Genomic DNA, 14,802 nt, shown 5'->3' with positions numbered 1-14,802 from the left:
TCATGACCCTGGACGATTCGCTCGTCTCGTTATCCGCGGTGGAATTGCGGCGCCTGATCGGCGCGCGCCAGCTGTCGCCGGTGGAACTGCTGGAGGCGTGCATTGCACGCATCGAGGCGGTCAACCCGTACATCAACGCCGTCACCGCCACCGCCTTCGACCGCGCCCGCGTCGAGGCGCGCGCCGCCGAACAGGCGGTGATGGCCGGCGACACGCTGGGCCTGCTGCACGGCCTGCCGCTGGGCGTGAAAGACCTGGAACCCACCGCCGGCCTGCTCACCACCTTCGGTTCGCCAATTTACCGCGACCACGTGCCCGCCGAGGACGTCACGCTGGTGGCGCGCCTGCGCCACGCCGGCGCCATCGTGGCCGCCAAGACCAACGTGCCCGAGATGGGCGCGGGCGCCAATTCGCGCAACACGGTGTGGGGCGCGACCGGCAATCCCTTCAACCCGAACCTGAACGCCGGCGGCTCCTCGGGCGGCTCGGCCGCCGCGCTGGCCAGCGACTTGTTCCCGCTGTGCACCGGGTCGGACACCGGCGGCTCGCTGCGCATCCCCGCCGCCAAGTGCGGCGTGGTCGGCTTCCGGCCGTCGCCGGGCGTGGTGCCGAGCGTGCGCAAGCCGCTGGGCTGGACGCCGATCTCGGTGGTCGGCCCGATGGGCCGCACGGTGGCCGACGCCTGCCTGCAGATGGCCGCCAGCGCCGGCCCGGACGCCGGCGACCCGCTGAGCTATCCGCTCGATCCGCTGCAGTTCCTGGCGCCAGGCAACGCCGACCTGGGCCGCCTGCGCGTGGCCTATACGGAAGACTTCGGGCTGTGCGACGTGGACGACGGCATCCGCGCCACCTTCCGCGCCAAGATCGCCGCCATGCGCCACCTGTTCGCGGCCTGCGATCCCATCGAGATCGACTTCGGCGAGGCCCACCGCTGCTTCGACGTGCTGCGCGCCGAAGCCTTCGTGGCCGGCATGCGCGAGGCCTACGAGAAAGACCCGGCCAGCCTCGGCCCCAACCCCCGCGCCAATTTTGAGATGGGCGCGGCCATGAGCCTGAAGGACTGCGCCTGGGCGCAGGCCGAGCAGACCCGCCTCATCAAGCGCTTCCAGCGCGCCTTCGACGACTACGACCTGATCCTGTCGCCCACCACGCCGGTGTCGCCGTTCCCGTGGACGCAGCTGTATGCCGAGGCCATCAACGGCAAGCGTCAGGAGAACTATTACCGCTGGCTGGCGCTGACGTATGTGATCACGCTGACCACGCATCCGGCGCTGACGCTGCCTTGCGGGCGGGATCACCAGGGGATGCCGTTCGGGTTGCAGATCGTGGGACGGTTCCGGGGCGATCGCGAGGTGCTGGCGGCGGCGCAGGGGATGGAGTCGGCGTTCGCGGGCAATGAGGAACTGCGGCGGCCGCGGCCGGACCTGGCGGGGCTGAAGGCGGCGGAGCCGGCGCTGACGTCGATCGTGACGGCGCCGCCGGGGGTGGCACGGGGACCGTCGGCGGCCGAAGTTTCGGCGGTATAGGCAAGACCGTACCCCAGCAGACGCGCATGGCACGGCGGCGGACTCGGGCATAATCCCCCCGCCCGCCGGCCTGGCCCGGCTTTGAAAAGACACCGCTCATGCGCGCTCTGCCCCACGCCCTTCTCGCCTGCGCCCTGCTGGGCGCCGCTTTCACCGCCCAGGCCGGTGATGTCGACAAAAGCAGCTGCACCTACAAAGGCATTCCGCTGCGCGGCAAGGTCAAGATCGTCAGCGCGTTTCCCGACATCCGCGTCAAGGTGGTCGACGCCTTCGCCGATATCCGGGTGAAGAAAGTCAGCGCCTTCGCCGACCGCTGCGGCGAATGGAAGATCGTCGATGCCTTCCCGGACTTCAAGATCCAGTTCGTGGACGCGTTCCCCGACGTGACGGTCAAGTGGGTGGATGCGTTTCCGGGCACCGACTGACGCAGGGCCGCCGCGTCAGCGCTGGCCGGCAGCCCGGGGCGGCGCGCAGCAATGGGCGGTGTCGATCACGCGGCCGCGGCAGGCCACCAGCAGGGGGGGATTCCTGCACAACAGCGCGCCGGCCGGCAACGTGAACTGGAAGCCCCCGTCGAGCATGCACAACTGCGCGGCGGCGATATCGTTGAGCAGCATGTCGTCGCCCGGCTCGATGACCGAGGCGTAGCCGCACGCCCGCATGGCTTGCTGCACGCGCTGGGCGTCGGCGTCCGGCCGGGTCCATTGTTCATAGGCGGGCGGACGTTGCCGTGACCCCGCCGCCGCGGCGCCGTCGGTTGCCGGACAGGCCGCCAGATGGGGATGGGTGTCGCAGTAGGTGTGGCGCTCCTGGTAGGCGAAGCCTTTGCCGAGCATGCACTGCTCACCCCGCGCATAGTCGTTGTTGGTGATGGTCGTGCCGTCGACATGGCTGGCGCTGGGAAAGCCGCAGTCGAGCAGCGCGTCACGCACGCCTTGCTGATCGACGCCAGCCTTGGCCCACAGCGCGTACAGCGGCGGCGGGGGCTGCATCGGCCGGCCATTGATGCAGGCGCCCAAGCCCAGGCAGAGCAGTACCGCCACCGGCCTATAGAGGAGGCGGAGGCGTCCATCCGTGCCGCCTTGCCGGCCCCCGGCCCCAGGCGTGGCGCGCCGCGCGTCCGATACCGGTCGTCCCCTTGCCATGCTTTCCCCATCAAAGTTGCCAGGATTGAACCGCCAGGCGAGGCGTAATGCTATTGCAATTTCCTTTCCCATGAGCAGACGGGCGTTGTGCCGGCAAACAATCCGATAATGTGTTGACTCGACCCTTGGGGCCGCCCCCAAGCTGGCTGCACCTAGTCAACACAAGGACGGTGAACCCATGAGTTCTTCCAATTCGTGGCTGAATGCTTCCGAAGCAGCCAGACGGCTTGGCGTATCGATCAAGGCCTTGCGGCTATACGAGCAGCATGGCTTGATGACCCCCGGGCGTACACCAGCGGGGTATAGAACCTATAGACCTGACGATATCGTCCGCGCGACCGAAATCGTGACGCTGCGCACGCTCGGACTCAGCTTGGCTCAAATCGCGCGCGTACTGGAGGGTGACGTCGAGAGCCTGAGCGCGGCATTGTCGACACACGAAGCGGTGCTCGGCAAAGATATCCAAGCGCTTCTTCACCAATTGGACAAGCTACGAAGCATCCAGGCAAACCTGGCTCGTGGTCGGATGCCATCGGATGGAGAATTAACCGGCTTGCTCGATCGATCGACCGAAACCCGCGCGGCGTTTGCGCTTCCCTGGCCTTGGGGAGGGGAATGGTTCGAAGTTCGGGATGTGCGTCCCCTGAATTACATCATCGGCTCGTTAGGCAGCGGAAAGACCAGGCTGGCCCTTTGTCTCGCGCAGAGCCTGCCAAATGCGGCCTTCGTTGGCCTGGATCGGCTCGACAATGGATGCGCCGCGGCGAAGGCCATGTTGGCAACGGATCCCGCTCTCGGATCGCGCATTGCCAAAGTCGTGGCGTGGCTCGTCGACGAGGGCGCAAGAGAATCCGATGCGCTGACGGCTTTACTCGTTGCATTGGAAACGGAAGGCCCCGCGGTGTTGGTGATCGACATGGTCGAACAGGGCCTGGACCAGCCATCTCAGGAAGCCTTGATGGCGCACCTTCGTCAACGCGCGAAGGCCGGAGGAAAGCCCCTCTTCCTGATGACGCGCTCGTCGGCGATCCTGGATCTTGCCGCCGTTGGACCCGACGAAGCCATTCTGCTTTGCCCGGCGAATCACAGTCCGCCAAGCCGCGTCGTGCCTTACCCCGGCGCGCCGGGCTACGAGGCCGTCGCGACGTGCCTGGCCTCGCCCGAAGTGCGCGAGCGGATATCGAGGCGCCCCCAACCGGCGTGATCGCGCGTGCGTCTCGTCGTGCTCGAAATCCCCCCAAAGTCCCCCAGCCGGAGACGGGCGGCCCTAGGGTAATCCCGTAAGTCGTTGAAATAACGCGAAGTAATGACAGGGCATAAGGAAATCCCGATTAGGGAATTTGCTTATGCCCTTTAATTATTTGCCGGGCGCATACTCGATACGCAAGAATTCGTCCTTGGCATAAAGCAAGACAGATGGAACTTCGTCAACTCGAGGCCTTCGCGGCCGTCATGTCCACGGGCAGCGTCACCGCTGCCGGGCGTCTGCTTGGCCGCTCGCAACCCGCGATCAGCCGCCTGCTGCAGGAACTGGAGGCCGAGATCGGCTATGCCCTGTTCGCCCGCAGCGGGCCGCGCGTGACGCCGACCGAGCAGGGCTTCCTGCTCTATGACGACGTGGAACGCGCCCTGTCCAGCCTGCGCCAGATCCGCGACCGGGCCGAGGAAATCGCTCGCGGCCAGGCGCAACCGCTGCTGCTGGCGGCCACTTCGGCGCTGGCCGCCGGGCTGGTGCCGGACGCGCTCAAGCGCATCGAGCCGCACGCCAACCTGGCCCCCCGCATCGAACTGCGCAGCGCCTCGCCCGAGCGCGTGGTGCACGCCGTCCTGAGCGGCGCGGCGCAACTGGGCGCGACCAGCCTGCCGCTGGAGCATCGCGGCCTGACGGTGCACTGGATCGGCCAGGCCCCCTGTGTGGTCGCGCTGCCCGAAAACGATCCCGCCGCGCGCCATGACGTGGTGCCGGTGGCCGAGCTGGCCGGGCGCCGCGTCATCACCATGGCCAATCCCTACCGCCTGCGCCGCCGGCTGGACGCGGCGCTGGGCCATGCCGCCGGCGCCATCGAAACCAATTCGTCCGTCAACGCCCTGGCCGCCGTGCGCGCGGGCCTGGGCGTGTCGGTGCTGGAACCCATTACCGCCTACGGCGCGCCGATGGCGGGCGTGGCGATCCGCCCGATCGACCTGGACATCCCCTTTTTCTTCGGGGTCATCACCTCGCAGTTGCAGCCCCTGACGCCGGCCTGCCAGGCCATGGCCGATGCGCTGGCGCAGGCCGCCGCGCAGTTGCTGCCCGGCTTCGTGCTGCACGACGCCTGCCAGCACGGCGCGCTGCTGCAGTCGATCTACGGCGATGACACCCCTCTTACGGATACCCCCGCATGAACCAACCCCTCGCTCCCACCCCGCAAGGCCTGGCCGCGCTGGAAGCGCGCCTGCGCCAGGACCTGTCCTGGCTGGAAATCCCCGCCAAGCCCTGGGTCACGCCGCGCCTGGTCGACGGCCAGCCGGTGCTGGACGTGGCCATCATCGGCGGCGGCATGGCCGGCCTGGCCGCGGCGGCCTCGCTGACGCACCTGGGCATCGTCGCGCCGATCTTCGACCAGTCGCCCGAAGGCTATGAAGGGCCGTGGGCCACCACCGCGCGCATGGAAACGCTGCGCTCGCCCAAGCAACTGACCGGCCCGGCGCTGGGCCTGCCCGCCCTGACCTTCCGCGCCTGGTTCGAGGCACAGTTCGGCGCCGAGGCCTGGGAGGCGCTGGACAAGATCCCGCGCCTGCAGTGGATGGACTACCTGCGCTGGTACCGCCGTGTGCTGGACCTGGACGTGCGCAACCAGCACCGCGTGCTGGCCGTGCTGCCGCGCGCCGACCGGCTGGTGCAACTGGACATCGAATCGCCCACTGGCCGCCAGACTGTGCTGGCGCGCCGCGTGGTGCTGGCCACCGGCCGCGACGGCCTGGGCGGCGCCTACGTGCCGGACTTCGCGCGCAAGCTGCCGCGCGACCGCTGGGCGCATTCGTCGGACGTGCTGGACTACGCCACCCTGGCCGGCAAGCGCGTCGGCGTGGTGGGCGCGGGCGCGTCGGCCATGGACAGCGCCGCCACCGCCCTGGAAGCGGGCGCGGCCAGCGTCGACCTGCTGATCCGCCGCGACGACATTCCGCGCATCAACAAGGGCAAGGGCGCCGGCAACCCCGGCCTGACCCACGGCCACCTGAACCTGCCCGATGAATGGAAGTGGAAGATCCGCCACTACATCAACGCCGCCCAGGTGCCGCCGCCGCGCGGCAGCACGCTGCGCGTGTCGCGCCACCCGAACGCCCGCTTCAACCTGGGCTGCGGCGTGCAGGACCTGGCGCTGGTCAATGACGAAATCCGCGTCACCACGCCCAAGGGCGTCTTCACGCTGGACTTCCTGGTGTTCTCCACGGGTTTTCGCATCGACTGGACCGTGCGGCCGGAATTCGCCGCGCTGGCGCCGCACGTGCGCGCCTGGGGTGACCGCTACACCCCGCCCGCCGGCGAGGAAGACCAGGAGCTGCATGACTCGCCCGACCTGGGCGCGGCCTTCGAGCTGCAGGAGAAGACCCCGGGCGCCTGTCCCGGCCTGGACCGGGTGCACTGCTTCTCGTACCCGGCCGCGCTGACGCACGGCACCGTGTCGGGCGACATCCCGGCCATCAGCGAAGGCGCCAAGCGCCTGGCGCAAGGCATCGCGGGCCTCTTCTACCGCGAGGACGTGGCCACGCACTACGCCAACATGGAAGCGTTCGCGGAACCCGAGGTGTTCGGCGACGAATGGACGCCGGCCCCGGCGCCCGGCGCGGCCCGGCAGGCGGAGACCGCGCAATGACCGCTTGGCTGCTCCGCCGCGTGGCGCAAGCCGCGGTGGTCGTGTTCCTGATGACGCTGATCGTCTTCGTCGGGCTGCACGCCATCGGCAACCCCGTCGACATCCTGATCGGCCAGGACGTCGACCAGGTCGACCGCGCCCGCATCATCGCCGAACTGGGGCTGGACAAGCCCCTGTGGCAACAGTACCTGGGCTTTCTGAACGGGGCGCTGCACGGCAACCTGGGCAACAGCTTTGTCTACAACATCCCCGCCGTGGAACTGGTGATCCAGCGCCTGCCGGCGACCCTGGAGCTGGCCATCGCCGCGCTGCTGCTGGCGGTGATCATCGGGCTGCCGCTGGGCCTGTTGGCCGGGCTGTATCCCGACAGCCGTTTCTCCAAGCTGGTGATGGCGGGCAGCATCGTCGGCTTTTCGCTGCCGACCTTCTGGGTCGCGCTGATGCTGATCATGACCTTCAGCGTGTCGCTGGGCTGGCTGCCCGCCAGCGGCCGCGGCCAGACGGTGGAATTCCTGGGCTTCCAGTGGTCGTGGCTGACGGCCGACGGCTGGCGCCACCTGATCCTGCCGGCGCTGAACCTGTCGCTGTTCAAGATCTCGCTGGTGATCCGCCTGACCCGCGCCGGCGTGCGCGACGTGATGCCGCTGGACTTCGTCAAGTTCGCCCGCGCCAAGGGCCTGTCGCCGTTCCGGGTGGTCTGTGTGCACGTGCTGCGCAACACCATGATCCCGCTGGTGACGGTGCTGGGCCTGGAGCTGGGCTCGACCATCGCCTTCGCCGTCATCACCGAAAGCATCTTCGCCTGGCCCGGCGCCGGCAAGCTGATCCTGGACAGCCTGAACGCGCTGGACCGCCCGGTGATCGTGGCCTACCTGATCGTGGTGGTGTGCCTGTTCGTGACGCTCAACCTGATCGTCGACATCCTGTACAAAGTGCTGGACCCGCGGGTGCGGCTGGAGGCCTCGGCATGAGCGCTCCGAACACTCCCCAGGCAAATGCCATGCAAACCGCCGCCCCCGCGCTGAAGCGCGAATCGCCCTGGCGCCGCAACCTGCTGGAATTCCTGTCGTCCAAGACGGCGGTGTTCGGGCTGGTGATCGCCACCCTGCTGATCCTGGCCGCCATCCTGGCGCCGTGGATCTCGCCGCAGAACCCCTACGACCTGCTGCAGATCGACGTGCTGGACGCGCGCCTGGCGCCGGGCACGATGAACGGCCTGAACACCTTCCACTATTGGCTCGGCACCGACGGCCAGGGCCGCGACTTGCTGTCGGGCATCCTGTACGGCCTGCGCATCAGTCTGATGGTGGGCGTGGGCTCGGCGCTGATCGCCGGCATCATCGGCACGCTGCTGGGTTTGCTGGCGGCCTACGCCGGCGGCAAGGTCGACGCGCTGATCATGCGGCTGGTCGACCTGATCCTGTCGTTCCCCTCGATCCTGGTGGCCATGATGATCCTGGCCTACCTGGGCAAAGGCGTGGGCAACGTGGTGCTGACGCTGGTGATCCTGGAATGGGCCTACTACGCCCGCACCGCGCGCGGCCAGGCCCTGGTCGAGCGCCGCCGCGAGTACGTCGAGGCGGCGCGCTGCCTGGACATCCCCAACTGGCGGATCATGCTCAAGCACATCCTGCCCAACTGCCTGCCGCCGCTGATCGTCATCGGCACCCTGCAGATCGCGCGCGCCATCACGCTCGAAGCCACGCTGAGCTTCCTGGGCCTGGGCGTGCCCGTGACCGAGCCGTCGCTAGGGCTGCTGATCTCCAACGGCTTCCAATACATGCTGTCCGGCGAATACTGGATCAGCTTCTACCCCGGCATCGCGCTGCTGATCACCATCGTCGCCATCAACCTGGTAGGCGACCGCCTGCGCGACGTGCTGAACCCGAGGACCCACAAATGAGCGCCGCCCGTCCCGTCGCGGCGCCGGCCGCCGCCAACGTGCCGACCCTGGAAGTGCGCAACCTGCGTACCCACTTCTTCACCCGCGCCGGCACCCTGCCCGCCGTGGACGACGTGTCGTTCACGCTGGAGCGCGGCAAGATCCTGGGCCTGGTCGGAGAATCCGGCTCGGGCAAATCCGTCACCGGCTTTTCGATCATGGGCCTGGTGGACGCCCCCGGCCGCGTGGTCGGCGGCCAGGTGCTGTTCCAGGGCCGCGACCTGACCAAGCTGGCCCCGCGCGAACTGCGCAAGCTGCAGGGCAACCGCATCGCCATGATCTTCCAGGATCCGATGATGACGTTGAACCCGGTGCTGCGGGTCGACGTGCAGATGATCGAAACGGTGCGCGCCCACAACAGCATGAGCAAGGCGCAGGCGCGCGAGCTGGCCCGCGACACGCTCGGCATGATGGGCATTCCCAGCCCGGAAGAACGGCTGCTGGCGTATCCGCACCAGTTGTCCGGCGGCATGCGCCAGCGCGTGGCGATCGCCATCTCCATGCTGCACCGGCCCGACCTCATCATCGCCGACGAGCCGACCACGGCGCTGGATGTCACCATCCAGGCACAGATCCTGTCCGAAGTGCAGAAGCTGGCGCAGCAGCACGGCACCAGCCTCATCTGGATCACCCATGACCTGTCGGTGGTGGCGGGCCTGGCCGACGACGTGGCGGTGATGTACGCCGGCCGCATCGTCGAACACGGCAAGGTCGACGACGTGCTCGACCGTCCGCAGCATCCCTACACGGTGGGCCTGATCGACAGCCTGCCCAGCAACAACCAGCGCGGCCAACGCCTGCGCCAGATTCCCGGCATGACACCCAACCTGCTCACTCTGCCCGCCGGCTGTGCCTTCGCGGCGCGCTGCGCGCGCGCCACGGCGCAATGCGGCCAGCAGCCCGCCATCACCGACGTGCTGCCCGGCCATCAGGTGCGCTGCTTTCATCCATCGCGCCAACCGGGCGAGGTGACGGCATGAGCCAGACGACGATTCCGGACACCCGCGACGGCGCCCACGCGGCGCCGCCCTCGGGCATCGCAACGGGCGACGGCGCGCACGCCGCTGCCCATCCCACACTCGGCGCCCACGCCGATGACCGCGGCAGCGCCACCCCGCTCATCGACCTGCGCCAGGTCAGCAAGCGCTTTGGCGAACGCCCCGTCGGCGCCGCCGGCCGGGCCTTGCAGCGCCTGGGCCTGTCCAAGCCGCCCGCCATCACCCGCGCCGTCGATCATGTGGACCTGCTGGTGCGCCCCGGCGAAGTGGTCGGCCTGGTCGGCGAATCCGGCTGCGGCAAGTCCACGCTGGGCCGCATCGCGGCCGGCCTGCTGACGCCGTCCGGCGGCGAGGTGCTGATCAACGGCCAGCGCCCGGCCGACATGACGCCGGCCCAGGCCCACGCCGCGCGCCTGAAGGTGCAGATGATCTTCCAGGACCCGTACGCCAGCCTGAACCCCCGCCTGCGCGTGGACGAGATCGTCGGCGAGGCCGCCCGCATCCACGGCCTGGTCGGCAACGACGACTTCGACGACTACGTCAGCGCGCAACTGCAACGCGCCGGCCTCGACCCGGCCCTGCGCCAGCGCTATCCGCACCAGTTCAGCGGCGGCCAGCGCCAGCGCATCGGCATCGCCCGCGCCCTGGCGGTGCAGCCGTCGATGCTGGTGTGCGACGAGGCCGTGGCCGCGCTGGACGTGTCGATCCAGGCGCAGATCCTGAATCTGTTCATGGACCTGCGCGAACAGCTCAACCTGACGTACCTGTTCATCAGCCATGACCTGGGCGTGGTCGAGCACCTGTCGGACCGCGTGGTCATCATGTACCTGGGCCGCGTGGTCGAGACGGCGCCGGTGGACGAAGTCTTCCGCCGCCCCAACCATCCGTACACCCAGGCGCTGCTGGCCGAGATCCCCAACCTGAAATCGCGCCACAAGACCTTCACCGCCATCAAGGGAGAGATTCCCAGCCCGCTCAATCCGCCCGGCGGCTGCCACTTCCACCCGCGCTGTCCGCATGCGATGGCGCGCTGCAAAACCGAGGTTCCCACCCTGAAGGGAATCGCCATCAACCACCTGAGCGCCTGTCACCTGAACGACATGGCCTGACGCTCGCGGGCCGCGGCGTCCACGCCGCGACCCATGGACCCTTTTACTGCTCGTTCCCCCTCACCAAGGACCCCGAACATGAAACGCCTGATTCTCTCGACCCTGACCGCCGCCATCCTGGGCGCGTCCGCCGCGGCCTCGGCCGACAACCTGTCGATCGGCTTTGCCGATCCGCTGTCCTCGCTCGACCCGCAACTGAACAACCACGCCGGCGACCGCTCGGTGGCCCTGCACTTCTGGGATCTGCTGATCGAGAACAAGTGGAACAAGCTGCAGCCCGGCCTGGCCGTGAGCTGGAAGCCGCTGGACAGCACCACCTGGGAATTCAAGCTGCGCGAAGGCGTCAAGTGGCAGGACGGCACGCCGTTCACCGCCGACGACCTGATCTACTCGTACACCCGCGCCCGCGCCGTGCCCGGCAGCGTGGCCACCTACGCCGGCTACCTGCGCACCATCGACACGATGACCGCCAAGGACCCGCTGACCCTGATCGTCAAGACCAAGGCGCCCAACCCCGACCTGCCGCTGAACCTGGCGTCGGTGCACGTGGTCAGCAAGCACGTCGGCGAGAAGTCCACCACCGAGGACTACAACTCGGGCAAGGCCATGATCGGCACCGGCCCCTACAAGTTCGTGTCCTACACCCCCGGCGACCGCGTCATCATGGAACGCAACGACGGCTACTGGGGCGAAAAGGCCACCTGGGACAAGGTCAACTACCGCTACATCAACAACGCCGCCGCCCGCACCGCCGCGCTGCTGGCCGGCGACGTCGACGTGATCGACAAGGTGTCGGTGTCCGACCTGGCCAAGCTGCAGAAGGCCGCCAACATCTCGGTCTATCCGTACGACGGCCTGCGCGTCATGATCCTGCAGCCCAGCTTCAACCCCGCGCCGAATCAGTACATCACCGACAACAACGGCAAGCCGCTGGACAAGAACCCGCTGCTGGACGTGCGCGTGCGCCAGGCGCTGAACCTGGCGATCAACCGCAAGGCCATCGCCGACCGCATCCTGCAGGGCGCCGCCACCGAAGCCAACCAGTGGATGCCCAAGGGCACCTTCGGCTACAACCCCGACGTCAAGGACATCCCCAACGACGTCGAGAAGGCCAAGAAGCTGCTGGCCGAAGCCGGTTTCCCCGACGGCTTCAAGCTGACCATGCACGTGCCCAACGACCGCTACCCGCAAGGCCCGGAAACGGCCCAGGCGGTGGCGCAGTTCTGGACCCGCATCGGCGTCAAGACGCAAGTGGAAGTGGTGCCATGGGCCGTGTACTCGGGCCGCGCCAACAAGAACGAATTCGCGGTCAGCATGCTGGCCTGGGGCAACGGCACGGGCGAAGCCAGCTACGCGCTGGTCAACATCCTGGCCACCGTCGACGCCAAGAAGGGCCTGGGCGCCTCCAACTGGGGCCACTACAGCAACCCCAAGGTCGACGCCGCGCTGGACCAGTCCACCTCGGAATTCGACGTGGCCAAGCGTGAAGCCATCCTGCGCGACTCGGTCAAGATCGTGTCCGATGACGTCGGCATCATTCCGCTGTACCACTACAAGAACATCTGGGCCGCCAAGAAGGGCCTGAAGGTCACCCCCATGACCAGCGACCGCACCGCCGCCATGATGGTCACCAAGGACTCGGCCAAGTAAGGCGCGCATCATGGTTCCTACCCTGAGCATCCAACCCGCCGACGCGCTCATCGACGTGCCCCGCCAGATCCGGGTGGAGCACGTCGCGCCCGGCCAGACGGTGGAGATCACCGCCCTCACCCGCCGCAACGGCGTGCTGTGGCAAAGCCACGCCGCCTTCGTCGCGGGCGAGGACGGCGTGGTCGACCTGACGCGCGACGCGCCCGTCTCGGGCGACTACAGCGGCCTCTCGCCCATGGGCCTGGTGTGGTCACAGTCGCCCGTGGACTCGCCCAGCCGCGAGCACTTCAACCACCCGGTCAGCGAGCCACTGGTCACCGAAGTAGTGGCGCGCGTGGCCGGCGCCCAGAGCGTGGCGCGCTTCACCCAGCGCCTGGCGGCCGACGGTGTCACCCGCCAGGACGTGCGCGAGGAAGGACTGGTCGGCACGCTCTACCTGCCGCCCGGCGCCACCCCCGGCTCGCATCCCGCCGTGCTGATCCTGAACGGCTCGGGCGGCGGCATCAACGAACCGCGCGCCGCGCTGTATGCGTCGCGCGGCTACGCCGCCTTCGCCCTGGCCTATTTCAAGGCGCCGGGCCTGTCGGACTACATCTCCAACACGCCGCTGGAGTACTTCCAGACCGGCCTGCGCTGGCTGCGCAAGAAGGTCCAGCCCAGGCACGACTTCGTCGCCATCAGCGGCCAGTCGCGCGGCGGCGAACTGGTGCTGCTGCTGGGCGCCACCTTCCCCACGGAAGTGTCGGCGGTCGTGGCCTACGTGCCGGGCGCCGTGGTCCACAGCGGCCAGAACGCCTGCGACCCCAAGATCGGCCGCGAAGGCCCGACCTGGCTGCTGGGCGGCAAGCCCCTGCCGCACGTCTGGGAAAACAACCGCACCGCCACCTGGGCGCCGTTCGACGAAGGCCCCGCGCCGCATCGCCACGAAAAGGCCATCCTCACCGCGCTGCAGGACCCCGACGCCGTGGCCCGCGCCCGCATCAGGGTCGAGGACATCCAGGGCCCGGTGATGCTGCTGTCGGCCACCGACGACGGCTCGTGGCCGTCCAGCCTGTACTCGAAGATGGTGCGCGACAAGCTGGCCGAGGTGCGGCATCCGTACCCGGTCCAATGGCTGGACTACGAGAACGGCGGCCACTCGATCCTGTTCCCCTACGTGCCCACCACGCAACTGGTCTACGCCCACCCCGTGTCCGGCAAGATCAGTACCAGCGGCGGCAACCCCAAGGACAACGCGCGCGCCGACGAGCAATCGTGGGAAGGCGTGCTGAAGTTCCTGGACGCCGCGGTCAAGGCGCGCGGCCAGGCCGCGCCGTCCGCGGATCGCGCCCAGGCCGGCCCGGCCGCCACGCCCGGCAACGCCGGCTGAACGACATCCAAGGAGACTTTCCCCATGGCACAACCACCCATCGTCTATGACACCGCCCGCGACCTGGTGGACCAGCTCGTCGGCCTGAAGGCCGACAGCGCCACCTACGCCGTGCGCCACCAGCGCGACAAGGTCGCCGCCGCCACCCAGGGCAGCTACGACGCCCTGTTCGACCCGGCCCTGCCCGGCCTGACGCTGGCCGAGCGCCTGCTGGTCGCGCTGTACGCCGCGCGCCTGACGCCGTCGCCGTCGCTGGTTGCGCACTACCGCCAGCGCCTGGTCGAGGCCGGCGCCAGCGCCGCCGACATCCAGGTGGCCGAGTCCGGCAAGCCGGCGGACGCCGCCGACCCGCGCCTGGCCGCGATCCTGGAGTTCACCCGCAAGCTGATCGAAAAGCCCGTCGAAGGCGACGAAGCCGCGCTCAAGACCCTGCCGGCCGCCGGCGTCTCCACGCCGGCTGTCGTCACGCTGTCGCAACTGGTGGCGTTCCTGTCGTATCAGGTGCGCCTGGTCGCCGGCCTGCAGGCCATGCTGGCGCTGGAAACCAAGCCGATCGCGGCCGGCACCCCGCCCGCGCCCTTCCCGGCCAACACCGCCGCCACCGAACCCGGCGACGTCATCAAGGCCCACGGCTTCACCAACGAAGTGCTGGAGTGGAAGGCGTGGCTGGACGTGGTCCAGGTCGACAGCGCCACGCCCGAGCAGATCGCGGTCCTGGAAGAAAGCCACCCCAAGGCCAAGGTCTCGGATTACTACCTGTTCCTGGTGCACCAGCCCGAGATCCTGCGCCAGCGCTCCACCGCGTTCAACGCCATCATGTACGCGCCCGGCGGCCTGTCGCGCGCCGAGCGGGAACTGGGCGCGACCGTGGTGTCGCGCGTCAACGGCTGCGTCTACTGCGCCTCGGTGCACGCGCAGCGCTTCGAGCAACTGGCCAAGCGCAATGACGTGATCGCGCAGGTGTTCGAAGACCCGGCCACCGCCGGCACCACCGCGCGCGAACTGGCGATCGGCAAGTTCTCGATCCAGATCACGGACGCGCCGGCCTCGGTGGATGCGGCCAGCATCCAGGCGTTGAAGGACGTGGGCCTGAGCGACGGCGAAGTGCTGGACCTGCTGCATTCGGACGCGATCTTCGCGTGGGCCAACCGGTTGATGTTGAACCTGGGCGAGCCGGTGGTCGTGCAGGTCTGACGGCGGCATTTT

13 protein-coding genes are annotated in these 14,802 nt (G+C 68.6%); 12 read left to right on the top strand and 1 reads right to left on the bottom strand.

Annotation, left to right across the window (positions count from 1 at the left end; translation table 11 throughout):
• The first annotated feature begins 2 nt into the window (after positions 1 to 2).
• Together HV742_RS03740 and HV742_RS03735 are read left to right on the top strand one after the other, a co-directional pair.
• Entirely contained in the window at positions 3 to 1,526 is a 1,524-nt protein-coding gene (locus HV742_RS03740) for an amidase (RefSeq protein ID WP_175144506.1), read from the top strand.
• Between the two features lie 98 nt (positions 1,527 to 1,624).
• On the top strand, positions 1,625 to 1,951 hold the full coding sequence (locus HV742_RS03735) for a 7(1) septoil knot domain-containing protein (protein ID WP_049073331.1): 327 nt from the start codon (positions 1,625 to 1,627) through the stop codon (positions 1,949 to 1,951).
• Positions 1,952 to 1,966: 15 nt separating this feature from the next.
• On the opposite strand, the gene HV742_RS03730 is transcribed toward HV742_RS03735, so the two are convergent.
• Positions 1,967 to 2,569, bottom strand: a complete 603-nt coding sequence (locus tag HV742_RS03730; protein WP_254600940.1) for a hypothetical protein — start codon at positions 2,567 to 2,569, stop codon at positions 1,967 to 1,969.
• A gap of 280 nt (positions 2,570 to 2,849) precedes the next feature.
• On the opposite strand from HV742_RS03730, the gene HV742_RS03725 reads away from it, so the two are divergent.
• The 10 genes from HV742_RS03725 (at position 2,850) to HV742_RS03680 (ending at position 14,790) form a co-directional block, all read left to right on the top strand.
• On the top strand, positions 2,850 to 3,875 hold the full coding sequence (locus HV742_RS03725; protein ID WP_175144504.1) for a MerR family transcriptional regulator: 1,026 nt from the start codon (positions 2,850 to 2,852) through the stop codon (positions 3,873 to 3,875).
• Positions 3,876 to 4,087: 212 nt separating this feature from the next.
• Positions 4,088 to 5,056 carry a LysR family transcriptional regulator gene (locus HV742_RS03720; RefSeq protein WP_175144503.1) on the top strand — a complete coding sequence of 323 codons (969 nt, stop codon included), beginning with the start codon at positions 4,088 to 4,090 and terminating at the stop codon, positions 5,054 to 5,056.
• Positions 5,053 to 6,528: a flavin-containing monooxygenase gene (locus HV742_RS03715; protein WP_175144502.1), complete on the top strand. Its 1,476-nt coding sequence runs from the start codon at positions 5,053 to 5,055 to the stop codon at positions 6,526 to 6,528. Before HV742_RS03720 ends, HV742_RS03715 begins: the two co-directional genes overlap by 4 nt.
• Positions 6,525 to 7,499 carry an ABC transporter permease gene (locus HV742_RS03710; protein ID WP_006387061.1) on the top strand — a complete coding sequence of 325 codons (975 nt, stop codon included), beginning with the start codon at positions 6,525 to 6,527 and terminating at the stop codon, positions 7,497 to 7,499. The genes HV742_RS03715 and HV742_RS03710 overlap by 4 nt, the downstream gene beginning before the upstream one ends.
• A 29-nt stretch (positions 7,500 to 7,528) precedes the next feature.
• Positions 7,529 to 8,431 carry an ABC transporter permease gene (locus HV742_RS03705; protein WP_024069310.1) on the top strand — a complete coding sequence of 301 codons (903 nt, stop codon included), beginning with the start codon at positions 7,529 to 7,531 and terminating at the stop codon, positions 8,429 to 8,431.
• Positions 8,428 to 9,450, top strand: a complete 1,023-nt coding sequence (locus HV742_RS03700) for an ABC transporter ATP-binding protein (RefSeq protein WP_175144501.1) — start codon at positions 8,428 to 8,430, stop codon at positions 9,448 to 9,450. Before HV742_RS03705 ends, HV742_RS03700 begins: the two co-directional genes overlap by 4 nt.
• Positions 9,447 to 10,577: an ABC transporter ATP-binding protein gene (locus HV742_RS03695; protein ID WP_254600938.1), complete on the top strand. Its 1,131-nt coding sequence runs from the start codon at positions 9,447 to 9,449 to the stop codon at positions 10,575 to 10,577. The genes HV742_RS03700 and HV742_RS03695 overlap by 4 nt, the downstream gene beginning before the upstream one ends.
• A 78-nt stretch (positions 10,578 to 10,655) precedes the next feature.
• The gene (locus HV742_RS03690; protein WP_100503488.1) at positions 10,656 to 12,227 is read left to right on the top strand and encodes an ABC transporter substrate-binding protein; all 1,572 of its coding nucleotides are present in this window, start codon (positions 10,656 to 10,658) and stop codon (positions 12,225 to 12,227) included.
• Positions 12,228 to 12,237: 10 nt separating this feature from the next.
• Positions 12,238 to 13,596, top strand: a complete 1,359-nt coding sequence (locus HV742_RS03685; RefSeq protein ID WP_175144500.1) for an acyl-CoA thioester hydrolase/BAAT C-terminal domain-containing protein — start codon at positions 12,238 to 12,240, stop codon at positions 13,594 to 13,596.
• 24 nt (positions 13,597 to 13,620) lie between these two features.
• Positions 13,621 to 14,790: a CMD domain protein gene (locus tag HV742_RS03680; RefSeq protein ID WP_175144499.1), complete on the top strand. Its 1,170-nt coding sequence runs from the start codon at positions 13,621 to 13,623 to the stop codon at positions 14,788 to 14,790.
• Positions 14,791 to 14,802: the final 12 nt, after the last annotated feature.

Source organism: Achromobacter ruhlandii (assembly GCF_902859695.1).
Lineage (GTDB): Bacteria > Pseudomonadota > Gammaproteobacteria > Burkholderiales > Burkholderiaceae_B > Achromobacter > Achromobacter ruhlandii.
This window is presented reverse-complemented; position numbering and strand designations above follow the sequence as displayed.